Genomic DNA, 23,633 nt, shown 5'->3' on the forward strand with positions numbered 1-23,633 from the left:
ATATTTTTCAAAAAGAGGCAGCTCGTAGCGAGTTGTCTTTTTTATTCGTCTGTTTCCTCATAGCGAAAATAGTGAAAATCAGCAGGAAGACGCTCGCCGCTCGTATCTTGGCACTGCATACCGACAAATGCCCCTGTAAAAAACCCCCCACCTCGAATGAAATCATCGGATAAATGGATGGATTCAAACGGTACATCAATTTCCTTCCACTCTTTCTGATCAAATGAATAAGAATATTTATATGTCTCTTTCCGAACGGTCACTTTTAAATAGACATAAGTGACCTCGTCAGGAATGATGATTTTATGTGTCAATGGCTGAGAAAAGGCAAGATTTTGACAGACAGATAGTTCAAGCGTGCGGCCAAGTTCCTCATCATATGTCACCTGGAGTGCTGTCCAGTTTTCCGTATTATAATAATTCACAAGACCTGCGGCTTGCTGAAAGTTTTCTGGGAAGAACGAAACAGCTGTCTCTGCTTCAAAATAAAAGCTTTGCCAGCGTCTTGCAACAAATGCTTGGGTAAACTTAGACGTTAAAGATTCGCGGCCGAATAATCTTAAATGCTGAGGTTCCTCCGTTAACGAACCAATCTGATCGGTAAACGGAATTCTTAATGTTTGGAAGTGTCTATTTAGTGTTGATTCTTTAAATTCATCGACTGTATGATAGGTTGGTGCAAAAACCTTTTCTTCGATCTTTGGCGCTTCAACCTCTAGCGTCCCCTCTTTTCCGCCTACAACATAAGGCCATCCATCCTTCCATTGAAGCTTTTGTATCGCTGTTTCTCTTCCTAAAGGGCACCACCCTCTCTGTTGAAAAATAGATTCCTTGCTTGATTGAATCGGGCGGCCAGTGAGATGAGCGAGATACCATTCATTTGTATGCGTTTGAACGATTGAAGCATGCCCGCATTTTTGAAGCGGATGTTCAGGCACATGGAAGGCACTTAAAATCGGGTTATCAGGATGAACCTCATATGGCCCTTCAATATGCGAGGACCGGGCGATCGTTGCTGCATGCTCATACCGGGTACCTCCTTCTGCCGTTAATAAATAGTAGTAGTCACCGATACGGTACAGATGCGGCGCTTCTGTCAATTTAATCGGTGTGCCTTTAAAAATGACCTTCCTTTGTCCGATGAGCTTCTTTTCAGCCACACTATATTCCTGCAAGGCAATACCTGCAAAGGAATGATGCTTTTCCCTATGATCCCACAGCATATTTAAGACGTATTTCTTCCCGCTGTGATCATGGAATAAAGATGGATCAAAGCCGGAGCTGTTGAGCAGGATCGGTTCACTCCAATCGCCGTCCACCTCGCTTGCCGTGACCAAATAATTATGACCGTCTTTAAATGGGCCATCCACTACTTTGATATCTGAATAAATAAGCCAAAACTGCCCATCAGCATAGCTTAAGCACGGCGCCCATACCCCGCCAGAGTCAGGATTCCCCTTCATATCCAGCTGCGACGTTTTTTGCAATGGACGCGCCGCAAGACGCCAATGGACGAGATCCTTTGAATGATAAATTTGCACCCCTGGAAACCATTCAAATGTAGAAACGGCCATATAATAATCTTCTCCTACACGGCAAATACTTGGATCAGGATTAAACCCTTTGAGCACTGGATTGGTAATCTTCATTGAACTTCCTCCTCTTTCAGAGACCTACATTTTAAAATCGTCCATATGATCGATATACACTTTGTCTCTATTCTCAAGCTCCCGTACGACTTTTTTATGTTTTTCTTCGTCAAGGTTATAAAAATTAATATCCACCATCGCTAAAATCAGTAAGCATACAGGAATCACCGTTGTCGTGATTAAAATGCCAAGTAAAGCTTCTGGTGATTGTATTTGGTTCGCAACATAGCCAAAGCGATCGAGTACAAGCCCTGGCACAATCCCGCCTAATGCCATCCCAAATTTAAAGAAGAATCCGATGACGGCATAGATAAGTCCACCCATCCTTTTCCCTGTTTTATATTCGCCATATTCAACGGTTTCAGGAATGAGTGCCCACATGTAAGCACCGGCTGTAATACTTCCTGCAGCTGCAACGAGCCTAAAAATCAGTATTAAAGTGATTTGACTCGGCGGTATCACAAGTAATGCAAGAAGACCTACGATATTCAGCAATAATGAATAATTCAGCAGCTTTTTCTTTCCTAACAGCTTGTGCAGTTTTGGAATAAACGGCAGCACCATTAAAGCTGGCAGACTGCCAATGAGTCCGTACCATTTCACTAAATCTTCTCTGCCGAGGTTATACGTCACATAATAGATCCCAACAGAGTTACTGATCGAGTTCACGCCAAAAATAATAATAAAGAAAATGCTTAATACAACAAGCGGACGATTGACACGTAACTGCACAAAGATATCACTGAACTTAATTTTTTCCTCCGGCTTTTGAAGTGTGACACGTTCATTCGTGCTTTTAAAACAGAAAATAAGTAATGCACCGCCAAGAACGCCAAGAAAAGCCATCGTCATCTGCCAGCCGAGGGCTGTATTTCCTGTTTTATCGCTCAAAAAAGTCGCAAGAAAAGGAACAAAAAAAGCAACAACTAGACCTCCGAGATTAGCAAAAAGCATACGAACAGACGTAATACTGACAACCTCTTGGTTATTTCTTGTCATTGCGGATGTTAAAGCACCATAAGGAACATTGATGAATGTGTATGTAAGCGATAAACCAACATACGTGATGTAGGCATAAACGAGTTTACCCATTTCAGAAAGATCAGGTGTTGTAAAGCAAAGGATAGCAAGTACCACAAAAGGAAACGCACCGAATAACAAGTAAGGTCTAAACCTGCCAAAACGGCTGTTCGTTCGATCCACCAATGCACCAATAAACGGATCTGCAAGCGCATCAATGGCGCGGACAACTAAAAACATCGTTCCTGCTGCCGCCGCTGATAAACCATACACATCTGTATAAAAAAATAATAGATACGTAGAGACAGTTGCATAAATTAAGTTACATGCGAAATCTCCTGAAGCATATCCCACTTTTTCAGACATACGAATCTTTTTTAAATTCTCACTTACCATGAGCTTTCTCCCTTCTTCTCTTAGCCTCTTCTAATGAACAGATGATGGAGGGCAGCAGCAGTCAATACAAAGAATATAAAGCGCTTTCAATTTGTTGTAAAAATGAAGCTGAACATCTGATCCTTTCAGCTTAGCCCACATACACAGCAAATGATTTGAATGACGGAATCATCCCCTTTAATGACCGGATCATCACTTGGAATTCATCTTAGTTTATCGACTAAACAAACTAAGATGAATTCATTTTATAAAATCTGATCTGACTTTTCAATATTTTTTGAAAAAATAATCCAAATAATTGATTTCTTGTCATTTTTCTGCTGAAATGACGTGAAAAACTGAAGTAAAGCATTTAATGGTTGCAATTCCGATCACCTCATGCTATATTAATCAAGCGATGAGCTGAATTGTGTAAGTCGGGTAACATGTCTCCTTGAGACACACACGAATGTGGCGTGTGGTTATTCCGCCTCAATACGCAAAAGACATCTTCTCAGGAAGATGTCTTTTTTATTACCCTATTTTTGTTCCATTTTCGACAGGCTCATCTGTGGCTAGTAAAACCACGTCTTCTTTTGACGGCATGCCCCCTAAGACAAGCACTTCTGATTTGAATCCTGCAATTCTTCTTGGCGGAAAATTGACGACTGCTACGATTTGTCTGCCAATAAGACTCTCAGCCGTATAACGTTTTGTCAGCTGAGCACTGGATTGCTTTAGACCAACCTCTTCACCAAAATCAATCTTGAGTTTTAATGCAGGTACTCTTGCCTCTGCAAAGAATTCTGCTTCAATGATCGTCCCAACACGAATATCTAACGCCAAAAACTGTTCAATATCTGCCATCTGATTCTCTCCTCTTCATTCAAGGGTAGGTTCATTTACTAGAGTTATCTATTGTTTTTTTCATTGTAGCACATTCATTTCGTAAAAAAAGTGAGTCAAAAAGCCGATTCATCGCAAAAACTACCCTTTAGTTTACATAATGTTTTTATCGTCACGTATTAAATATTTGCATCCTGAAAATGAATTCAGTAAAATGGCAAATAATCCTACTGCTTCCTCCCAAATATATTGGGGAGGGGTTAACACTTGTTTACATTATCAGATATGTGGACATTTTGCTGGTCGTTTTTCGTCATTCTTCCTATCGTTGCCATCTTGCATCAGCTTGGCCATATTATGGTCGCATGGATGTTTGGCGCAAAGGTTTCTTTTGCTCTTGGCAGAGGCAAAAAAGTATTGAAAATAGGTGTTGTTGAAATTAGACGAATCTATTTTCTAGATGCATTTTGCCATTATGAAGAAATGAGGAAAAATAACCGATTCTCGCATATTCTTGTCTACCTAGGCGGATCATTATGCAACCTGCTCAGTGTTCTCATACTGAATACAATGATCGCCAATGATATCCTGCCAGAACATCAATTTTTCTATCAATTTGCTTACTTCTCTGTCTACTATGTATTTTTTGCACTGCTGCCAGTCCAGTATGCAGATCATCATCCGAGTGATGGGCAAGCGATTGTGAACATCATTCGGCACGGTGAACCATGTGACATCATTGATTAACAGGATGGCTTCCCGCTGTCAATTTGATAATGAATCGTTAAAAAGGGAATACCGAATAGCTTCATTTGATGAACTGCTGTGAGACTTTTATCTGTCTCCGGCTTCATATGAAAGCTTTCTTCCATTGGCAGTTTCATGGTGATAAAAGGTGTATGCAAATACAATCCTTCGTCACCGGTACTGCCTTTTGGACATGCACTTTTTAAGAGAAAGTCTTCATTTTCATTAAAAGGTTTTAAAATGGCGGTCATCTGAGAATATGGAAGCGGCAGCGCAATATTCATATAGCCCGCAGCTGCATCGTGATGATGAACATAAAGTGCAAAAAAAACCTGCTCCCCCTTTTCGTTATAACGAATCCACGCCCTGACATTCTTTCGCCCTTCTTTAGGATGTTGAAATGTAGTCAGACGCCCTTTCATTTCATACGGGATACGAGATGTCCCCAAATAGAGCTGGCCTATTTTCTTAAAAATGGGCTGAAGTAAAAAAACAAATGGCCTCACCCACCAATGAAAACAGACTGCTGCTTTTAACGTAAACGCCATCGGATTCTCGTAAAACCTTCGAATCACAGGTGACACCCTATCAGCTGAAAATGTCGTTCCATTTAAATCATCAAGTGAATCGACTAAACCGAGGTTCTCTCGATCACCCATTCTTTCCTTTTGAAAAGAGATCAAATGAAAACGGCCATGCACTTTTGATATCGGAAAGTCCTTCTGCTTCAATTGATTCTTTGGCCCTTCGATCAGCCATCCAATCAAACCTGGTAAAATAACAAAAAAGGCATTAATACTGCCATGAAACCAAATCATCTGATCAATGCTGATGTAGGTCACGCGCATGAGCATGCCAGCGGAATAAAGAAGAGATAGCACGATCGTTCCCATTAAGACGCAGCTAGAAAACACAATCAGCACTTTTGCCACATTCGTTCGAAACCTTGTTTTCATACAAAGAATACCGTACAAGTAGAGTGCAATGACATATAGCGTGACGCTGAACGTATCAAATAGACGGGAGAAGCTAATCCCAACAGCAATCATCACAGGCGACAGCAAAATCACCCAGCCTGCCGCTTTGTATAAAGCTGTCTCTTTTTCTCTCTGTCTCCCTAAAAATCCATAGAAAAGCGGGATAAAAAAAGCCGAGTAGTGAAAATGAATAGCGGTCAAAAGCACGATGATTGGTGAAAAGGTCATCACCTGTATATCTGCCGTGTACAGCCAAAACCACAGTCCGCCCAAAGCGATATACATCCATGCACCATCGATGATCCATTCATGAAGCGGAAAGATTCCCCTTTTCAGCAAACGAGTAAAGCCATATAACGCCAAAAGAATCGTATACAAAAACCATCCCGATGCAAACAAGGCAGAATGATAGATGAATGCAGCCGTTGCACAAAGAGCAGCTAATGGAAAGGCTTTCATTAAAAAGCCGAGCAGTATCCCCGGCTTACTCTCCCTCTCTTCCTTCACAAAAAAGGCTAAAATTGCAGGAAGGAAAAACAGAATGGCTATCAGAACAAATAACTCTGCTACCGGACCTGTCATCAAGCGGGTGGCGATAAAACAGCACATGAAAACGAGGCTTGATATCAAATGCCATTTATTCATCATGAGACATCACCCTTTCAGTAAACCGGCCTTTATATGTAAAAAGGGTCCCAAACAGTCGATTTTTCACATGCACATCAATGGTATACTCACCCGCGTGCTCGTCGTAGCCTTCTGTGACATCTGACACACCGTAAAGCCATGAAGGCAGCGGCCACTCACGTCCTAACATGAGCAGCTTCTGCCGGCCGGACTGAATGTGAAGGAACCCATGCTTTGTTACTGTAAAATGAAGCTCTGACATAAGAAGTCTAGGCTTTCCAAAATAGTCTAATACTTTATGACTCTTCTGATTAATGATCATATCTGCATCAAAGTGCCGTTCCTTCTTTGGGAAATAAAACGTACGAAACCAGTGCATGCCTTCCTCTCCCTTATTTGTCATAAAGGGTTTATTCACAATCCGGAAAGGAATGTTTTTTCCTCTCTCAGGGAAAAAACAGCGAAACAGTGGACCAATTTTGAAGAAAAATCGAATGAGCCTCGTTCCGCCGCCTATTTCCTCCATAGTGCCTTCTGCGGTAAACGCACGGTTGTATCTCTCTTTTAATTTTGGATGAAGCTTATCGTAATCCTTTACTTGATGACGATGAACGACCATGTCTACCTCCCCTTTTTCGTTTGATCGAAAATACGTCTATACAATCTTTTAAATTAATCATTCCTGCAATGGATAGGATCAAAAATGCACTCATCACAAGCGGCTCATGGAGTGTCGTTTGGGGGGATAGAATCCCGATACAAAGCATCAGCAGCAGAAACACACTTTGAAGAATGAACAAATATTTCTTTGATAGCTTAGGTATCAGCCATGATACGCCTATAAGGGCATAAAACAACCGAAATCCGGTGCTATGATCAAAAGCAGAATGTGAAAAAGGGATAACCGCTTGGCATAGCCAGACGATGGCAAACAGCAAACAAATTCCATAATGGGCAAGTGTTCTCTCCAGTAACAACCGAGGGTGCGTACCCTTTTCAAGCCACGTCTTTAGTGCGCCAAAACTAAAGGCCGTCATAAACCCCATCATCGGGCGAAAAAGAAATCGATCTGCCCACGCCCATCCTTTTCCTTCTTTCGGTTCATAATCAAATTGCGTTTGAAACACAATATGATCGTTCGTTTTCACATATTTCCAATAACCGCCGCCTTCTTTGATAAAAGACAATGGGTGTGACGATTTAAATTTAAGCGAGGATGCCCGTTCATTCCGTTCATCCATCATTCTAGTTCGATATGCTCCTGTCCCTGTGACACTTACACCAAACCCAAGATGCTTTTCATACAAAAAGGTTTGGGGCTGTTCATCTTGAGGTCCATTTAATGAAATGGTTGAAAAGCGCAAATCCCACTGTTCATGAAGCTTTGGATTTTGCGTATATTCCCATACTTTCTCTAAAGATGCATGAATGGTTGTTTCCACATAAACAGGCTTTCTTTTCATCTGCCTCTACTCCTCTATGTGAATTATTTCACATAATAAGCATACCATGTTTCACAAAACTGTCAAATCTTTATTCGTTTTTCTCGCTAAAAATTGTGCCAGACGGACGCTCCTTTATAATATCGATTTGCTATAAAAAAAGACCTGTCAAATAGACAGATCTTCTTTTTGCAATACACCTGTGATATAGAGCCGAACCGCATAGCTTACACTTTCTTCAAGCTGTTCTTTTCGTTGAAATCCCTTTTTATTAGAAATATCACCGAAGCCGTGCAGTAAGCTTCTCAATCCTCTGACGACATGCGTCATTTCTTCTTCTTTTACACCAAAGCGTGACATAATGGATTGAACAAACTGAACAAGGCGCTCTGCTGCAAGTCGTACTTCTTTTTCGTTCATATGTGAAAAGGCAGCTTCATAAAGACCGGGGTGTGTTCGGACAAATTGCACATATTGTCTGGCAAAGGCTAAAACAGCTTCTTCTTTTTCTAGCCCCTCTGTGACTTGCATCCCTTCCTCACAAAGCATGGAGAGCCCCTTTACTGCGAGTGCTGCCTGAATCTCATGAAGGCCGGATACATGATTATAAAGAGAAGGCGGCCTGATATTCAGTCTTTTAGACAATGTAGCAATAGTCAAAGCGGAGAAGCCCTCTTCATCAACAAATGCAGCCGCTGTATCCATAATTTTTTCTTGTGTAATTCCCATTCTTGGAGACACGGTTTACTGCCCTCCTTTTTTTAGCTGGTGCTGTCTTTTTTTAACGGCAGCTTGAAGCTTTTCATGAGGCTCTATAATAAGGTCACCATGTCCTGCAGCAAGACAGGATATGCGCAGCGCTAGTAATTTTTCAGCGCTTTTTAATGCGGTTTCTGCATCCCATGTGGCAAATGCCGGGAACGGGAAGCTCCACCGAAACTCACCCGTAACCGATAAGCCGCCTTTTGTCACAAGTGCATCCCCTGCAATGACAACTCCTGACCTTTCATCGTATAAAGAAATGCTGCCGGGTGTATGCCCTGGTGTTGCAATCACTTTGAGCGGCCCAATCTCATCTCCTTCTTCGACAAGCACATCTGGTTTTGTATGAATATTTTTCATAAAACTGCCTTTAATTTTTTGCTGAGGTTCATCAGGGAGCAAGGAAAAGTCACCTTCAAAAAGGCGTGCATCTCGTTTTGATAAATAGACAACTGCCTCTGGAAAAGCCTTCTTCACCTCATCTAATGCGCCGATATGATCCATATGGCTATGAGTGAGAATAATCTTATGAATTGGTTTGTTCTTTTTACGGGCAAATTCGATGATCGAGTTCGCCGCCATTTTTAAAGCAGCATCAATTAAGATGAGTCCTTCCTCTTCCTCAAATACATAGCAATTTACCGGAAATAATCGCGGCATCAATGTAAGCTGGTGCAGACGGTCAAAAGTTGTTAATCTCATGATTGCCCTCCTAAAACTAATACCGTTAGTTTTATATTAACTAATGGCATTAGTTTTAGCAATCATTTTTTCATCAACCGCAATATAAATATCAATTTGCGCTTCTTTTGGATCAATAGATCTTTCATCATACCATTCAAAATCACCTGTATAAGTGCGGTATTGACGCTGATCCCACGTCCAAATCTTGTGCCATGTTTCAAGCACGACCTCTTCAATCGGTCCTTTTCTCGTTTGAAATCTTGCGTAGGTGGACGCAGGAATCTCTTTTACATGTTCGATCTGCTGATCCGCGAATTGCCCAGCTGTAAATAAGTAAGAACCATGTTCATCTTTTTCATAATCTGAATACAGCCCTATGACTGGAGCTTGTCCCCCATGTAGCTGCTGCGCAAAAAAATCCTGCCAAAGCGGTGCAATCTTACGCTCTTTTGTTTTCTCTATTTCATTTGTTGTTCGGACAGACAACCCTTTGACCCATTGTTTCTCTAATGTGACGATATCGTACATACATTCTCATCTCCTTTTCTCCCATCATATAAAAAGAAACCTGACAACAGTGTGTCAAGTTTCTATTCGCTTCATAAATTGTTTTAATTGGAGATCAAATGCTTCCTTGATGTGCTGAGGTGAAAGAATGTCGACGTCCGGTCCTAAATGGAATAGGAAACTGTGCAGCCAATCATCTTGCGGCACAGTCAATGCTGCCAGATAGGTTCCGTCTAAACATATGATCAATTCGTTCTCATCCACCCATTCCTTCACTTTGCCAACTGATGCTTCCGTTAACCTGAGCGTGAGGGTTGTGACTGAAGGTTCTTCATGCCAAGAGTCATTCCAAGGCTTCTCTTCATTTTTGATTCTTTTCGGCCTGAAATATGCTGGAATGGTGATGAGGCCTGTCATTCTGGTCAGCTTGAATAGACGAAAATCATGTTTCACACAACAAAACGCATACAAGTACCAATGCCTTCCTTTTAAGACAAGCGTATAAGGCTCCACTTTACGTGGAAGTGTTTCACCTTTTGCGTTGCGATAAGTGAATTGAATGAATTGATGCGCGGAAGCAGCTGTATGGATCAGCTGAAGCTTCTTTTCTGCCTGGCTGTCTTTCCCCCATGAGCTTAAATCAATAAAGACATGGTGCTGTTTCTCGCTTTCATCGCTTTGTGGCGGAATGAGAGATTTGATTTTTTTCAGTACATGTTCACTTTCTTTAAAGGAGTATGCACTCGTCATGCTTTCAAGGGCAGTTAAAATAAGCTCAATGTCATCATCGGTAAATAATTTTTTCTCTAAACGATAGTCGTCAACAAGTGAAATGCCTCCGCCTGCTCCTTGTGTTGTCACAATAGGAATCCCAGCTTGATTGATGGTCTCAATATCGCGATAAATCGTCCTTACGCTCACTTCGTGAAGTTCAGCAAGGTCTTTCGCTTGTATTTGCTTTTTGCTAATGAGCAGCATCACAATAGACAAAATACGATCGATTTTCATGCTTTTCCTCTTTTTCATAAATGTAGGTTTTGATTTGATAAAAAATGAAAGAATGGTAAAGATAAGGAACAGCCAGCATTCGTTTACATCCCTGCACATGCAGGAGGAGGTTGCATCATGACACATCACGTGTGGCAGTTATTCATAATTGGGGGCATTATGCTGATCTGCATCATCTTTCGAATGAATCGAATGAGACGCTATCAGCTTGTGCGCCCGATCAGTCTTTTGATGAGAATGTATGTATTTGGACTCACTGCCCTTATTCTCTTATTAGAAGGCTGGCAAAATCACAGCATTTTCATCTATGCCGCTATTGGTATGCTCTTTGGAAGCAGTCTGGCCGTTCATGCCTATGAGACGATCCGCATGAAAGAAGAAAATGGCCGTCTTTATGTGAAAACGAGTAAATGGATTGAAAGCTTCATTTTATGCTTATTTTTATCACGCCTTAGTTTTAAGCTGGGTGAGCTGACGAACCATTCGCTCACAAAGATTGGTGTCGTTGAACTGTATCAGCATATTGTGAGTGATGATGCCATGACCATGCTCAGCTTTTTTCTGTTAGCTGCTTACTATGTTGTTTTTTCTTATCAAATGATGAAAGCAGGTAAACGATCAACCCGTATGCATCATGCGTAAAAACCTTCCTACTCATATAGGAAGGTTTTTATTAGTCATGCTGTGCATGATGAATCATTTGTTCAAGTACTTCCATCACATGCTGATCTTCAGGACTGTAAAAGATCGATGTCCCTGCTCGTCTAGATTTCACGAGACGAAGGTTTTTTAAAAAACGCAGCTGATGAGAAACTGTTGATTGCATGAGATTCAGCGTTTCTGCGATATCATTTACCGAGTATTCACCTTGAGACAAGAGGTGCAGAATACGAATACGTGTCGGATCAGATAAGGCTTTAAACGTTTGGGAGACAAGAAATAAACTTTCTTCATCCAGCTCCATCCGTTCCTGTTCTTGATTTGTATTCAGTTCTTCCTTCATTTCGCTTCACCTTTCTTGTTAGTCAAATCACGACTTATTCTATGTATCATCATATACTAAAACGTCCGGCGTGCAAAGCGGGCACACTTTAAACAAAAGATTTATTCAAATAGCATTGACACTTGGTAGCATTCTTTTTAAAATGAGCATTATTTATTCATTTTTAGAGGAGCTGATAGGCAAATTGACTGAAGAGCCAAGACTAAAACGCAGCCTGACTGTCTTTCCACTCGTTGTGATCGGGCTTGCTTATATGGATCCACTTGTCGTATTTGATTCATACGGCATTGTTGCTCAGCTGACGAAAGGACACGTCGCTGCAGCTTATATATTTACGTTACTTGCATTACTATTGACAGCGCTTAGCTATGGGAATATGGTGAAGGCTTTTCCAAAAGCAGGATCTGCTTATACATATGCGCAAAAAAGTATTCATCCTCATGTCGGCTTCCTTGTCGGCTGGACACTTTTACTGGATTATTTATTTCTGCCTATGGTGAATTTTGCGATCGGAAGTGCTTATTTAACCGCAGCCTTTCCTGATGTACCTCATTACATTTGGATCATCATACTTGCTATCGCCATAACGACTGTCAATGTCATCGGTATACGGCTTACAGCCAACATTACGGCGCTGTTTGTGACGTTTCAGGTCATTGTCGCCGTCACCTTTGTTGGGTTTGTTATTTATGGGCTCACGCAAAACGCTGGCAGTGGAGAGTTATTGTCAGCCCGGCCTTTTTATTCAGCGAGCTTAGATCCAGCGCTTATTTTTTCAGGAGCGACCATTTTATGTTTCTCCTTTCTGGGATTTGATGCCATTTCCACGATGTCTGAGGAAACCATTAAACCAAAAAAGACGATTCCGCTTGCCATTTTCTTAACAGTTGCGATTGGAGGCGTACTGTTTACGTTGACGTCTTATTTTTTGCAGCAGGTGTTTCCAAATTTTCAGCAGTTCAAACATCCTGATGCAGCCTCACTTGAAATTGCAGAATTTGTGGGCGGCGCATTTCTTCACTCGTTCTTTTTAGCCGGCACAATGGTCGCTGTCATTTCTTCCTCCTTATCGTCACATGCGAGTGCAGCAAGGCTTTTATATGCAATGGGAAGAGATCAATCGTTACCAAAGCGTTTCTTTGGGTATATTCATCCGAGATTAAAAACCCCTGTTTTTAATATTTTGTTAATCGGAGCTTTCTCCTTAACCGCAGTCGTTGGCGAACTTGAAGTCATTTATTCCTTTATCAGCTTCGGCGCGTTAATTGGATTTACCTTTGTGAATTTGTCTGTTTTTGCGTACTTTTTCGTCAGACAAAAACAAAGAGGTATTCTGAATACATTGAGATATGCCGTGATCCCTCTATGCGGGACGGCGTTTTGCATTTGGCTGTTAACGAGCATTAGTACAAATGCATTAATCATTGGCATGATTTGGCTGATTATCGGTTTTGTTTATTTCTGCTTCAGGCTGAAAACAAGACCTGAATTTACATTTGGATATGATTGATTATAAGGTTTTCACTTGGTATCCTGCACAGGATATGGCATAATGAAAAGGCTGTACTTCCCTTTTAAAAGCGGGGCAAAACAGGGGTGAACTGACCTTGAAAAAGAAAAAAACAGGATGTTTTGCCATTTCAGGCTGTTTCACGATTTTTCTCTTTGTTTTCGTATTAGCAGCCATTGCCATCTCCTTTAATCAAAAGGAGTTAAAAAAGCTGCCGATTGATACGGAATCAATTGTTTTGTCGAGATTGGATGATTACAAACCGCTTGTAGAAACAGAGTTAAGAGATCAAGATTTAGATCAGTATACCGGGTTAATCCTCGGTATGATGTATCAAGAATCAAAAGGCAGGGGCGGAGATCCAATGCAGGCCTCTGAATCTCTTGGTTTGAAACGAAATGAAATCAATGACCCTGAGAAAAGCATTAAACAAGGAGTCCATCATTTTTCGACTATGTACAAGCATGGGAAGAAAAAAGGCGTTGATTTGGAAACCATTATTCAAAGCTATAACATGGGAATCGGCTATATTGATTTTGTTGCAAAAAACGGGGGAAAACATTCCGAGAAACTGGCAAAGCAATACTCCAAAAAGCAAGTGAAACGAAACCCCGAGGTCTATACGTGCGGCGGCAATAAAGATAACTTCCGCTATCCGTATTGCTACGGTGACTTCACTTACGCTGAAAAAGTAAAAGAAAAAACGAAAACAGTTGAAGAAAAGATGAAATTGGCTTCTTCATCCACACCATCATCGTAAAAAAAGCACTTCCGTATAGGAAGTGCTTTTCATTTTATCGCTGTTCTTTCCCAATTTCCGGCAGGATCGTTTTTGCTAAATGCTGGTCCATTTCCTCATATTCATCATAATGAATCGTTTCATACAGCTCTTTTCTCGTTTGCATATCCCCAAGTATCCCCTGCTGCGTTCCCTTTTCCATGATTTCTGTAAATAAACGCTCATACGCTTTTGCAGCAACTCTAAGTGATGACACAGGGTAAATGACCATTTGAAAGCCAAATACAGAAAATTCGTCTGCATGATAATAAGGCGTCTTGCCAAACTCCGTCATGTTTGCAAGGAGCGGACCTTTAATATGGTTTGAGGCATGCGTGAAGTCCTCTGCTGTGATGAGTGCCTCAGGAAAAATAGCATCAGCTCCTGCTTCTACGTAAAGATTGGCCCGGCGGATGACATCCTCCATTCCATTTACGGACTTTGCATCGGTTCTTGCAATCACCAAAAGCGTTGGTGCCGCTTGTTTGATGGCTTTGATTTTTGCGACCATTTCTTCTACTGGAACGAGTGATTTCCCGTTTAAATGCCCGCATTTTTTCGGCATTTGCTGATCTTCAATTTGAACAGCTGCCACTTTGCTCTCAACCATTTCTTTTGCCGCTCTTGCTGCATTTAAAACACCGCCATAACCTGTATCCATATCGACCAAAAGCGGCAGCTGGGAAGCTCGAATAATCTCCTTCGCTTTTTCAGCCATTTCTGTTGAATGGATCATGCCGAGGTCTGGCAGTCCTTTGCTGGCACAAAAAGCGGCACCTGATAAATAGAGTCCTTGAAAGCCCATTTTTTTCGCATAGAGCGCAGACATTCCATCGTGAACGCCTGGAATTTGAAATAAAGCTGATTTGTTCATTTGTTCTTTAAAGGCTGCGGCTAAATCAGCCTGACTTCTTTCTTCATTCACGATCCACACGCTAGCTCCCCCTTATATGACGAATAAGTCCATAAATGCTGGCACTGTTGTTGTTTTTAATTGATTTGGATTTTGGCAGAGTGACACAATTTGATCCACTTGCTTTTGTGGAAATCTTGTCTTTAAATGATAGAGCCATTTCTTTTCAAGCAGCGGAATGCCTTCCTGTCTTCTTCTGCGATGACCGAGCGGGTATTCAATTTCAATTCGGTCTGTCATCGTCCCGTCTTTAAAGAAAATTTGTACACAGTTTGCAATCGATCTCTTTTTCGGATCTAAATAATCCTCTGTGTAACGTTTATCCTCTTTCACAATCATTCGATCACGAAGACGATCAATGGCTGGATTTTGCGCCGTTTCTTCTTCATAATGGTCAGCTGTTAGTTCACCATAGATCAGTCCAATGGCTGTAATATACTGCAAGCAATGATCACGGTCTGCCGGATTATAAAGCGGTCCTTTCTTATCAATAATCCGAATCGCTGACTCATGTGTCGTAATCTCTACCCGGTCAATTTCATCTAAACGATCTTTTACAGCGTCATGCAGCATCACAGCCGCCTCTGCAGCAGTCTGCGCATGGAACTCAGCAGGATAAGCAATTTTGAAAAGAACATTTTCTATGACGTATGATCCAAGGGGCTGGGCGAGCGTAAGTGGTTTTCCTTTCATCAGAACATCTTCAAAGCCCCACTTCTCTGCACTGAGGGGCGTTTGATAACCCATTTCCCCTTTACGTGTCATCATTGCCAGCCTCACTCCGCGGCTTGTTGCATCCCCCGCTGCCCATGATTTCCTCGATCCTGTGTTTGGGGCGTGGCGATACGTCCTAAGCGGGGAATTATCAACAAACGCTTGTGATAAAACATGCTGGACCTCTTCCTTTGTTCCGCCAAGCATTGCACACACAACTGCACTTGTTGCCACTTTGACAAATAACACATGGTCCAATCCATTTCGATTTAGACAATTTTCTAAAGCAAGGACACCTTGAATTTCATGTGCCTTGACGATTGCATGCAGTACATCATTCATCGTTAGCGGCTCTTCTCCGTTTGCAAGGCGTGTTCTGCTGATATAATCACTTACAGCTAATATTCCGCCTAAGTTATCTGACGGATGGCCCCACTCCTGTGCAAGCCATGTGTCATTATAATCTAACCAGCGGATCATACAGCCGATATTAAAAGCCGCTTGAACAGGATCTAGCACAAACGAAGTGCCGGGAACTCTTGCTCCGTTAGGTACGACTGTTCCAGGTACGATGGGACCAAGGTGCTTCGTACATTCTGGAAAATTAAGAGCCAGCATTCCGCACCCGAGCGTGTCTATGAGCACATAACGCGCGGTTTCAATGGCCTCTTTGCTCGTAATTTCTCCGTCTACTGCATAGGCAGCAATTTCTTCTAATAGCTGATCTGTTTGATTGGCGACTGCTGTTTTGTTCATGTTCATTCCCCCGTTTTTCCATCATCATTTGAAACCTTTAATCCTCTTGGCCCTAAATACCGGACTCTCGGTCTAAAAATGCGATTATGCAAATGCTGTTCAATGACATGTGCGGCTAATCCACTAGCTCTTGCAGCAAAGAAAATGGGTGTATAAAGTGAAATAGGGATTCCGAGTACGTAATAAATAGGTGCAGCATAATAATCAAGATTTGGATAAAGGTTTTTCTGCTCTTTCATGTATGCCTCTCCTGCTACACACATGTCATATAGTGTTGTATCGCCTTTTGATTCGGTAAGCGTTTTCAATGAACGTTTTAAAAGAGCGGCTCGCGGGTCCATTTTTCTCATGTATACTCTGTGACCAAAGCCCATCATTTTTTCTTTTGCGGCTAATTTTCGTTCAATGAGCGCAAGAAATCCTTCTGTTGTTTTTCCTTCAAGAAGCATGTGCATGACAGCTTCATTTGCTCCTCCGTGGAGGTCACCTTTTAATGAAGAGATCGCTCCAGTAAAAGCACCATACATGTCAGAATGCGTGGATGCAATCACTCTAGCCGCAAACGTTGAATTCGGCAGCTCATGTTCGCTATATAATGTGAGTGTTTGGTCAAAAGCAGTAATTTCGTCTTGTGTCGGGGTGCGTCCAGTTAGCATGGATAAAAAGTTTTCAGTGTAGGATTTGGTCTGATCTGGAGAAATAGCGGCGTCTTTTGTGAGAATATAATAGCTTCCAGCAACAATGGCCGGCAGCTGTCCTAGTAATCGAACTGCACGCCTCTTTTGGCACGCTTCAGATCGATCATGTAATGCGTCATCATACCCTGCAAGAGCAGATAAACACGTTCTCATCGCATCCATAGGGTGAGTGGATTTTGGCAGCTTGGTTAAAATGGTTTGAATGGTTGGATGTAAGCTCGTTTGTGAGGATATATCTTGCTGAAATTGATGATATTCCATCTTATCTGGTAATCTTCCATAAATAAGCAGATAGGCTGTTTCTAAATATGTCTTGTTTTGTGCCAGCTCAATGAGGTCGTACCCGCGAATCACAATTTCCTCTTGCTCCACATCTAAGTATGATATGGACGTTTCGCTTGCCACAATGTCTTCAAGCCCCGGTTTATACTGCAATTGTTCAGTCATCATATAACCCCCGTTTCGTCCAATTGTTGATCTCCAAACGAGCAAACGGCCAGAAATGATGTGAATCTATAGATGGGAAGATACCGTGCTAGTCGGATATCCAATTTCCATTCTATCCAAAGCACTTCATCTTGTAAATAAAAGAACGTATGTCCAGTTGGACATACGTTAGCTGTAATATGGAGAAATCATGATATAGACAATGACGCCAGTGAGACTAACATAGAGCCAAAGCGGCATCGTCCAGCGGGCAATTTTACGGTGACGCTCGACCTGCATCTGTGCGCCTCTAAATAGTGTAATCAGTGCAAGCGGTACAATAATAGCTGAGAGCACTATATGTGTAATCAAAATAAAGAAATAAATCGGACGGATGATCCCTTCTCCTCCGAAATGAGTATCAGCTGCCATTGAATGATATGTCACATAGGAAATTAAAAAGACAAGTGTTGTTGAAAATGCAGCAAAAATAAATCGTCTATGTGCTTTAATGTTCTTTTGTTTAATCATAATGAGTGCTGAAAGTAAGAAGATAAACGTAAAGCTGTTCATCACGGCATTCAGTAACGGCAGAAATGTAATATCCAGATGACTAAATTTATCTGTTTTTGGCATTAAAAATAATAAAGCGATTAATCCGTTTATGGCAATTGTTAAAATGACAACAATGCCGGTGAAATTTTTCGGTTTTTGATTCTGTTCGTTCATGTTTGAAAACCTCTCTTTATTAGTTCCGACTAAGAGTATGTTATTTAACTTTCTCTATAAAGTCAATGAATTCGCTGTCTTCGTCGAATTTTAGACAAACTTGCCGTTTACTGGCGTTCTAACGGGTTGAAAGATTCATCCACTTCCTTTAAAATTGGAATTTATGTGATTTTTATCATTTCTTATATGAAAGGAGTAATGGACTTGTCAATCTTACAGGAAACACCCAAAGATGTGAAGGCGTTAGAGCAAGAATTACAGCAATTGCAGTTTCAAATGTATCGAATGCAAGAAAATATGAAAGATATTTCGAAAAAAGCAAAGATCATTGGCATTGATCAGGCGAAAGAAGATGAATGGATGATTGTCTCTGCCATTGAAAATGCTGATACATGTAAAATCATGCTCAGCGATTGTGAAAAAGCTTTTCGCGGACAATCTGATTTTTCCTTAATTGCGGAATATCCTGAAGAAGGAAAGATTCATATTGCTGATATTAAAGGCCCTCCCGATAATGGGTACGGCTCAATCTGTATGAAGCATTTAAAAGAAATCGCAAGAGAGCAGAACATCCCCGTCATCACAGGTGACCTCGTCAAAAGAGATTGGAATCACGTGGACCGATTGATTCACTTTTATGAAAAGCACCAATTTGATGTCCAAATCAATTGGAAAGAACAAAGCGGAGAAATTTATTGGGTGGACAGCTAACGACAAAAAAACAGCGTGTATGATGGAATATACGCTGTTTTTTGTCGAAAATGCAAATTTTTCTGAAAAATGTGTGTTTTTTTGACCAAAAAAAGGGTACAATAAAAGCATCAGGCCGCCACCTGATGCTTTCTTCCAAAAAACAATAAGTTACTAGTTAAGTACTTTCACTTTGACTGATTTTACGCCCCAATTTTTTGCTTGGGATTTGCTTGGTACATGAACATCAATTTTGTTACCTTTAATTGCGCCGCCAGTATCTGCTGCGATGGCTTCACCGTAGCCTTCAACATAAACCTTACTTCCTAATGGAATGACATTAGGATCTACTGCAATCACTTTCGCATTTGGGTTTTTGTTTAAGTTTACCCCTGTTGCAGTGATCCCTGAGATGCCACCATCATTTGCTGTATAAGCCGTAGCCGTTACAGTCATTTCTTTTTGTACACTTTGACTAGCAGAAGATGATTCTGCTTTAGCTGTTTCCTGTTTAGGAGCAGCTTTTTTTGGTGCTTCCTGTTTAGGAGCAGCTTTTTGTGTTGTTTGCTCTTTTTGGACAGGCTCCTGTTTTTGTACAGGCTCTGAGCTTACCGGAGCTGAGCTTTGACCAGCAACACTTAGTGTTGAACCAATCATAATTATATCTGAGTTTAAGTTATTCCAAGACTTAATATCGCTAATTGACACATTGAATTTTTGAGCGATTTTCCAGAGGCTGTCCCCCTTCTGGACTTTATACTGCTCCTGAGTTTTCTCTTTTGAAGAGATTGTCAATTTATCACCTACATAAATCATGTCTGTAGATAAATTGTTCCAACCCTTTAGGTCCTTTAGAGACACATCATTTTTTTGAGAGATTCCCCAAAGTGTATCACCTTTCTTCACAGTGATTTCCTTTGCAGAAGCTTGCTGTGCTCCAAATGCTGTTGTAGAGATTGCTGCAACAGCAACCAAGGACATAATAGTCTTCTTCATAAAGTAAATCCTCCCTTGTTAGCTTTTTATGGCGGCTAACGAGTGCTATCGTAACATATGTAAATGTCAATTCAATAACAAAACGATATGTTTTAGATTACAGTTCCTTTACATGAAACATCTCTCTCCATTGGTAAATCAGACCACAAAACAGCTCGATTACCCGCCATATCAAGGTTTTGAAAGGATCAGAAACCTCCTGTTGACAACGTGTCCAAACGCAGCGAAAAAAATTTATTTTTCTTCTTCAACCTTTTTATTTTTCTCTTTTTCTATAAATAAACGGATTTCTTCTAAAAAAACATCCCCGTATTTCTCTCTTTTTTGAGCGCCTATTCCCTTAATATGGAGAAGTTCTTCTTCTGTTTTAGGCTGAACGGCTGACATTTCCTTCAAGGTTTGATCAGAAAATACAACAAATGGCGGAACGCCCTGCTCTCTCGCCAGCTTCATTCTCACCGCTCTCAGCTGCTCAAATAATGCATCGTTTTCTTGAATCGCCTCTCTTTTAACTGCCTGCTTTTTATACACAGCCTCTTGCCCGACTAACACTTTCTTTCCTTTATGTGTCACTTTTAATGTTGGATAAGCTCCTTCAGACATGTGCAAATACTCTTCTGTAATTAAAAATTCGATGAAATCACTGATTTGCTGGGCTGATTGCGGCTTCATTAAAGCGTATGTAGGAAGACGGTCGAAACCGAGGTCAAGCACTTTTTTATTTTTGGAGCCTGCCAGTACTTGAGCAATCATCATTTTTCCAAAGCGCTCGTTCATTCTAACCGTACACGATAAAACCATTTGCGCTTCTCGAGTGACCTCTTCACGCTCTCTTTCATCAAGGCAATTACTGCATTTTTGGCAAGGGACACTTGCTGATTGATCAAAGTAGTCCATCACAAATTGCTGCAGACATTGCTCAGTGTGACAGTAATCGACCATTTGTCTAAGTTTAAGCAGCTCATGCTGAAAGCGCACTTCATCTTCTGTTGACTGTTCAATGAGGAATCGCTGCATTCGTACGCCCTGCGGCGAAAACAGTAAAATGCATTCACTTTGGAGCCCGTCTCTGCCGGCGCGTCCAGCCTCTTGATAGTAGCTTTCAATATCCCTTGGAATTTGATGATGTATCACAAAACGGACATTTGACTTATTAATTCCCATGCCAAATGCAGATGTAGCGACCATGACCTGGATGTCATCGTTTAAAAACAGGTTTTGCTGCTCTTCTCTCATATCGTCATCTAACCCGCCATGATAAATGCCCGCTTTGATCTTTTGTTTCTTTAGCCGATTGTAAATATTTTCGGCTTCTTTTCTTGTAGCAGTATAGATAATGCCTGACTCAAGCTTATTTTTCTTCATATAATGTGTGATAAAGCGGTCACTATTTTCTCCTTTGACCACCTGAAAAGATAAATTTTCTCTAGCAAACCCAGTAAAAATGGTTTCTTCTTCGTTCATGCCAAGCTGTTCACATATATCTCGGTGAACCTTTTTCGTGGCTGTAGCAGTTAATGCGACAATCACTGGCCTTTTTGTCAGCCGATTTAAGCATTCTTGAATAAAGCGGTAGCTCGGCCTAAAATCATGCCCCCACTCAGATATACAGTGTGCTTCATCAATTGCAATTAAAGGGATCGTTAACCGATCAAGCAGCTGAAAAAAACGTTCATTTTGTAAACGTTCAGGTGTGATATAAAGCAGCTGATATTCCCCATCTTCACATTTTTTCAGCCTTTTATTCATTTCAGCTGCGGAAAGTGTGCTGTTTAAAAAGGACGATCGTATGCCCATCTCATTTAGTGCATCGACTTGATCTTTCATTAAAGAAATTAGCGGGGATACAACGATCGTTGTTCCTTCCATCATCAGGGCAGGAATCTGGTAGCAAACCGATTTCCCCCCGCCTGTCGGCATAATACAGACGGTATCCTTCTGTTTGTTTACAATCGATTCAATGGCTTGTTTCTGTCCCTGCCTAAAGGCGTCAAAGCCAAAGTATTGTTTCAGGAGTGCTTCTGCTTGTTCTAACATCCAATTCCCTCTCCGTCTTTTGTTTTGTCTATTTTAACATACATTCATGCCTCTTCCGGCTGACTGTGCAATTTCGTTTTTTCACAAAATAAAAAGCCATTTTCCGAAATGGAAAATGGCTTGAATCATCCTAGGAAAAGCTGCGGATGCCGTAATCTAAGTAAGAAAGTTTTAAACCACCACTCCTCAAAGTGGGTGTTTGCAGAAACGTTCCTGTCTTCCTCGCTAAGGAGGCATGACATTCCGGCTTCAATATAAAACTCCCTATTACAGCTTAAAGGTTAAAACTTAATTAACATTACGCGCATCGCAGCCTTTAAACTATATTACACGAAAGTTTATTAAATTTCAAGAGATCTTTTTTCTATGAAATACTCATGTATACAAGTTATTTGTTCATGTGTACATAAGAAAAAATTATTCTGAAAAAATTTAACCTTTGCTTATGATCCTATTTTTCCTCATCTACATCAGCATCTTGCTCTTCCTCTAATCTTTCATACGTATCTGAATGCATCTGATCCATTGTTTCTCTATTTGTTAAATCGCGCATTTGATCGGAGAATGAACGGTCAAATTCGTTTGGATCTTGAGTGGTTTCTTCATTTTTCTTTGCATCTATTGAATAACGTGTATATGGAACTGCTTTTAAACGCTCGTATGGAATCTCTTTTCCCGTTTTCTCACATATCCCATATGTTCCGTCTTCCATTCGTTTCAGTGCTGCATCGATTTCACCTTCAAGCTGATCATCGACCTGATCCAGCGTTTGTTCTGTCATACGGTCTAAATAGATGCTCCCATGATCAGCGATATGATTCCCAACACCATTTGAAATCTCACTCGATTCAACGAGCATCGATTCTTCTTTCTTTTTTGATCCCTTCACATCTTCTTTTAATTGAATCAATCTTTCGTATAAATCAGCTTGTTGTTCTTTCGTTAAGCCCACGGTCAATCACTCCTTTCTCATTACCTTCCCGCTGAAAGAGAAAAGAAAACATCAAAAAAGCCGCCGCCTCTTTGGCAGCAGCTTTCTTTTCTTACAGATGACGAAGTGCTTCTTCTACTGATTTTTCGCCTTTCATCAAGTCAAAGGACTTATTTTTCACATTGGATTCTGTTAAGCTCTCCACAAGAACAATGGCTACGTCCTCTCTTGAAATCTCGATGTTTTGATCATCTGGAATATGTTCGGCAGCTTCAATCTTTCCTGTCTTCTCCTCATGTAGCAGGGCACCTGGGCGGACAATCGTATAGGAAAGACCAGACTGTTTTAAGTGCTCATCAGCTTTTCTTTTTGCTTCATAATAAGTTTCCATACTTCCTTGCCCTTTTCCTTGATTCGGATCATCTGCATTATAGGCACTAAGCATAACAAAATGCTGTATGTTTTCTTTTTTCGCTGTATCAACGAGGCGTTTTGCCCCTTCTTGATCGACCGCAATGGTCTTATCTGCACCTGTTTTTGAGCCTGAACCAGCTGCAAAGATGACAGCGTCTGCTTGTTTCACAGCATCTGTCACATCTTTTTCAAGATCACCGATGACAGGTGCTGCACCAAGTTCTTTTAGTGCATCAGCTTGTTTTTCATCTCGAATGAGAGCAAGCGGCTCATGTCCTTTTTCTTTTAAATAACGAACGACAAGTCTGCCTGTATGTCCATTTGCTCCTGCAACTAATACTTTCATTGTTCATTCTCCTTTCTGTATCTGTTTCATCTTTATCCTTTTTTGCTA

The 23,633-nt window shown here is 41.0% G+C and carries 24 protein-coding genes and 1 other RNA gene; 5 read left to right on the plus strand and 20 right to left on the minus strand.

Annotation, left to right across the window (positions count from 1 at the left end; all coding sequences use genetic code 11):
* Nucleotides 1-41: 41 nt before the first annotated feature.
* The 3 genes from EV579_RS05450 to csaA form a co-directional block, all read right to left on the minus strand.
* A complete protein-coding gene (locus EV579_RS05450) occupies nt 42-1,649 on the minus strand; it encodes a glycoside hydrolase family 43 protein (protein ID WP_133744108.1) in 1,608 nt (535 codons plus the stop codon).
* Between the two features lie 24 nt (nt 1,650-1,673).
* Nucleotides 1,674-3,065: an MFS transporter gene (locus tag EV579_RS05455; protein ID WP_133744109.1), complete on the minus strand. Its 1,392-nt coding sequence runs from the start codon at nt 3,063-3,065 to the stop codon at nt 1,674-1,676.
* A 513-nt stretch (nt 3,066-3,578) separates the two neighbouring features.
* Complete coding sequence (gene csaA / locus EV579_RS05460; RefSeq protein WP_034621362.1) at nt 3,579-3,911, minus strand: chaperone CsaA; 333 nt, start codon at nt 3,909-3,911, stop codon at nt 3,579-3,581.
* A 246-nt stretch (nt 3,912-4,157) separates the two neighbouring features.
* Between csaA and EV579_RS05465 the strand changes: the two genes are divergently transcribed.
* A complete protein-coding gene (locus tag EV579_RS05465; RefSeq protein WP_024422662.1) occupies nt 4,158-4,637 on the plus strand; it encodes a hypothetical protein in 480 nt (159 codons plus the stop codon).
* On the opposite strand, the gene EV579_RS05470 is transcribed toward EV579_RS05465, so the two are convergent.
* From EV579_RS05470 to EV579_RS05500, 7 genes are all read right to left on the minus strand, one after another.
* Complete coding sequence (locus EV579_RS05470; RefSeq protein WP_133744344.1) at nt 4,634-6,259, minus strand: YndJ family transporter; 1,626 nt, start codon at nt 6,257-6,259, stop codon at nt 4,634-4,636. The genes EV579_RS05465 and EV579_RS05470 overlap by 4 nt on opposite strands.
* Entirely contained in the window at nt 6,252-6,860 is a 609-nt protein-coding gene (locus tag EV579_RS05475; RefSeq protein WP_073205930.1) for a DUF4166 domain-containing protein, read from the minus strand. The genes EV579_RS05470 and EV579_RS05475 overlap by 8 nt, the downstream gene beginning before the upstream one ends.
* Entirely contained in the window at nt 6,823-7,704 is an 882-nt protein-coding gene (locus tag EV579_RS05480; RefSeq protein WP_073205933.1) for a hypothetical protein, read from the minus strand. Before EV579_RS05480 ends, EV579_RS05475 begins: the two co-directional genes overlap by 38 nt.
* A 147-nt stretch (nt 7,705-7,851) precedes the next feature.
* Nucleotides 7,852-8,424 carry a TetR/AcrR family transcriptional regulator gene (locus EV579_RS05485; protein WP_024422665.1) on the minus strand — a complete coding sequence of 191 codons (573 nt, stop codon included), beginning with the start codon at nt 8,422-8,424 and terminating at the stop codon, nt 7,852-7,854.
* A 3-nt stretch (nt 8,425-8,427) separates the two neighbouring features.
* On the minus strand, nt 8,428-9,147 hold the full coding sequence (locus EV579_RS05490) for an MBL fold metallo-hydrolase (RefSeq protein WP_024422666.1): 720 nt from the start codon (nt 9,145-9,147) through the stop codon (nt 8,428-8,430).
* A gap of 36 nt (nt 9,148-9,183) precedes the next feature.
* Complete coding sequence (locus EV579_RS05495; protein ID WP_073205936.1) at nt 9,184-9,657, minus strand: GyrI-like domain-containing protein; 474 nt, start codon at nt 9,655-9,657, stop codon at nt 9,184-9,186.
* Nucleotides 9,658-9,711: 54 nt separating this feature from the next.
* The gene (locus EV579_RS05500; RefSeq protein ID WP_133744110.1) at nt 9,712-10,644 is read right to left on the minus strand and encodes a helix-turn-helix transcriptional regulator; all 933 of its coding nucleotides are present in this window, start codon (nt 10,642-10,644) and stop codon (nt 9,712-9,714) included.
* A gap of 117 nt (nt 10,645-10,761) precedes the next feature.
* Here EV579_RS05500 and EV579_RS05505 point away from each other — a divergent pair, with 117 nt between their 5' ends.
* Nucleotides 10,762-11,286: a CcdC protein domain-containing protein gene (locus EV579_RS05505; RefSeq protein WP_024428348.1), complete on the plus strand. Its 525-nt coding sequence runs from the start codon at nt 10,762-10,764 to the stop codon at nt 11,284-11,286.
* A 31-nt stretch (nt 11,287-11,317) separates the two neighbouring features.
* Here EV579_RS05505 and czrA read toward each other — a convergent pair whose 3' ends face one another.
* Nucleotides 11,318-11,647, minus strand: coding sequence for a Zn(II)-responsive metalloregulatory transcriptional repressor CzrA (czrA, locus tag EV579_RS05510; RefSeq protein WP_024422670.1), 330 nt, complete (start codon nt 11,645-11,647; stop codon nt 11,318-11,320).
* Between the two features lie 184 nt (nt 11,648-11,831).
* Here czrA and EV579_RS05515 point away from each other — a divergent pair, with 184 nt between their 5' ends.
* Entirely contained in the window at nt 11,832-13,157 is a 1,326-nt protein-coding gene (locus EV579_RS05515; RefSeq protein WP_073208355.1) for an APC family permease, read from the plus strand.
* A gap of 97 nt (nt 13,158-13,254) precedes the next feature.
* A complete protein-coding gene (locus EV579_RS05520) occupies nt 13,255-13,917 on the plus strand; it encodes a lysozyme family protein (protein WP_024422672.1) in 663 nt (220 codons plus the stop codon).
* 34 nt (nt 13,918-13,951) lie between these two features.
* Here EV579_RS05520 and prpB read toward each other — a convergent pair whose 3' ends face one another.
* The 4 genes from prpB to EV579_RS05540 all read right to left on the minus strand — a co-directional run bounded on the left by prpB (nt 13,952) and on the right by EV579_RS05540 (nt 18,171).
* Complete coding sequence (gene prpB, locus EV579_RS05525; RefSeq protein ID WP_044332931.1) at nt 13,952-14,869, minus strand: methylisocitrate lyase; 918 nt, start codon at nt 14,867-14,869, stop codon at nt 13,952-13,954.
* 12 nt (nt 14,870-14,881) lie between these two features.
* Nucleotides 14,882-16,318 (minus strand): bifunctional 2-methylcitrate dehydratase/aconitate hydratase, encoded by a 1,437-nt coding sequence (locus EV579_RS05530; protein WP_133744111.1) that lies wholly within the window; start codon nt 16,316-16,318, stop codon nt 14,882-14,884.
* 2 nt (nt 16,319-16,320) lie between these two features.
* A complete protein-coding gene (mmgD, locus tag EV579_RS05535) occupies nt 16,321-17,463 on the minus strand; it encodes a citrate synthase (RefSeq protein ID WP_073205944.1) in 1,143 nt (380 codons plus the stop codon).
* A 168-nt stretch (nt 17,464-17,631) separates the two neighbouring features.
* Complete coding sequence (locus EV579_RS05540; protein WP_024422676.1) at nt 17,632-18,171, minus strand: DUF420 domain-containing protein; 540 nt, start codon at nt 18,169-18,171, stop codon at nt 17,632-17,634.
* A 198-nt stretch (nt 18,172-18,369) separates the two neighbouring features.
* On the opposite strand from EV579_RS05540, the gene EV579_RS05545 reads away from it, so the two are divergent.
* Nucleotides 18,370-18,882 (plus strand): GNAT family N-acetyltransferase, encoded by a 513-nt coding sequence (locus EV579_RS05545; protein ID WP_243837392.1) that lies wholly within the window; start codon nt 18,370-18,372, stop codon nt 18,880-18,882.
* A 153-nt stretch (nt 18,883-19,035) separates the two neighbouring features.
* Here the strand turns inward: EV579_RS05545 and EV579_RS05550 are convergent, their stop codons facing one another.
* The 5 genes from EV579_RS05550 to EV579_RS05575 form a co-directional block, all read right to left on the minus strand.
* On the minus strand, nt 19,036-19,857 hold the full coding sequence (locus EV579_RS05550) for a LysM peptidoglycan-binding and 3D domain-containing protein (RefSeq protein WP_024422678.1): 822 nt from the start codon (nt 19,855-19,857) through the stop codon (nt 19,036-19,038).
* A 234-nt stretch (nt 19,858-20,091) separates the two neighbouring features.
* A complete protein-coding gene (recQ, locus tag EV579_RS05560) occupies nt 20,092-21,894 on the minus strand; it encodes a DNA helicase RecQ (RefSeq protein WP_133744114.1) in 1,803 nt (600 codons plus the stop codon).
* A gap of 133 nt (nt 21,895-22,027) precedes the next feature.
* Nucleotides 22,028-22,213, minus strand: a non-coding RNA gene (gene ssrS, locus EV579_RS05565) — 6S RNA.
* Between the two features lie 132 nt (nt 22,214-22,345).
* The gene (locus tag EV579_RS05570; RefSeq protein ID WP_024422680.1) at nt 22,346-22,846 is read right to left on the minus strand and encodes a TraR/DksA family transcriptional regulator; all 501 of its coding nucleotides are present in this window, start codon (nt 22,844-22,846) and stop codon (nt 22,346-22,348) included.
* A gap of 91 nt (nt 22,847-22,937) precedes the next feature.
* Entirely contained in the window at nt 22,938-23,585 is a 648-nt protein-coding gene (locus EV579_RS05575; RefSeq protein ID WP_041109476.1) for an SDR family oxidoreductase, read from the minus strand.
* Between the last annotated feature and the right edge of the window lie 48 nt (nt 23,586-23,633).

Source organism: Bacillus sp. BK450 (assembly GCF_004364885.1).
Taxonomy (GTDB): domain Bacteria; phylum Bacillota; class Bacilli; order Bacillales; family Bacillaceae; genus Bacillus; species Bacillus safensis.

Bases quoted from the DNA above. Each gene is read 5' to 3' on its own strand.
- EV579_RS05545 (WP_243837392.1), top strand. From the start codon at position 18,370: ATGGACTTGTCAATCTTACAGGAAACACCCAAAGATGTGAAGGCGTTA.
- EV579_RS05540 (WP_024422676.1), bottom strand. From the start codon at position 18,171: ATGAACGAACAGAATCAAAAACCGAAAAATTTCACCGGCATTGTTGTC.
- EV579_RS05490 (WP_024422666.1), bottom strand. From the start codon at position 9,147: ATGAGATTAACAACTTTTGACCGTCTGCACCAGCTTACATTGATGCCG.
- mmgD (WP_073205944.1), bottom strand. From the start codon at position 17,463: ATGACTGAACAATTGCAGTATAAACCGGGGCTTGAAGACATTGTGGCA.
- EV579_RS05480 (WP_073205933.1), bottom strand. From the start codon at position 7,704: ATGAAAAGAAAGCCTGTTTATGTGGAAACAACCATTCATGCATCTTTA.
- EV579_RS05505 (WP_024428348.1), top strand. From the start codon at position 10,762: ATGACACATCACGTGTGGCAGTTATTCATAATTGGGGGCATTATGCTG.
- EV579_RS05455 (WP_133744109.1), bottom strand. From the start codon at position 3,065: ATGGTAAGTGAGAATTTAAAAAAGATTCGTATGTCTGAAAAAGTGGGA.
- EV579_RS05470 (WP_133744344.1), bottom strand. From the start codon at position 6,259: ATGAATAAATGGCATTTGATATCAAGCCTCGTTTTCATGTGCTGTTTT.
- EV579_RS05450 (WP_133744108.1), bottom strand. From the start codon at position 1,649: ATGAAGATTACCAATCCAGTGCTCAAAGGGTTTAATCCTGATCCAAGT.
- recQ (WP_133744114.1), bottom strand. From the start codon at position 21,894: ATGTTAGAACAAGCAGAAGCACTCCTGAAACAATACTTTGGCTTTGAC.
- EV579_RS05550 (WP_024422678.1), bottom strand. From the start codon at position 19,857: ATGAAGAAGACTATTATGTCCTTGGTTGCTGTTGCAGCAATCTCTACA.
- EV579_RS05500 (WP_133744110.1), bottom strand. From the start codon at position 10,644: ATGAAAATCGATCGTATTTTGTCTATTGTGATGCTGCTCATTAGCAAA.
- czrA (WP_024422670.1), bottom strand. From the start codon at position 11,647: ATGAAGGAAGAACTGAATACAAATCAAGAACAGGAACGGATGGAGCTG.
- EV579_RS05475 (WP_073205930.1), bottom strand. From the start codon at position 6,860: ATGGTCGTTCATCGTCATCAAGTAAAGGATTACGATAAGCTTCATCCA.
- csaA (WP_034621362.1), bottom strand. From the start codon at position 3,911: ATGGCAGATATTGAACAGTTTTTGGCGTTAGATATTCGTGTTGGGACG.
- EV579_RS05530 (WP_133744111.1), bottom strand. From the start codon at position 16,318: ATGAACAAAACAGCAGTCGCCAATCAAACAGATCAGCTATTAGAAGAA.
- EV579_RS05575 (WP_041109476.1), bottom strand. From the start codon at position 23,585: ATGAAAGTATTAGTTGCAGGAGCAAATGGACATACAGGCAGACTTGTC.
- EV579_RS05495 (WP_073205936.1), bottom strand. From the start codon at position 9,657: ATGTACGATATCGTCACATTAGAGAAACAATGGGTCAAAGGGTTGTCT.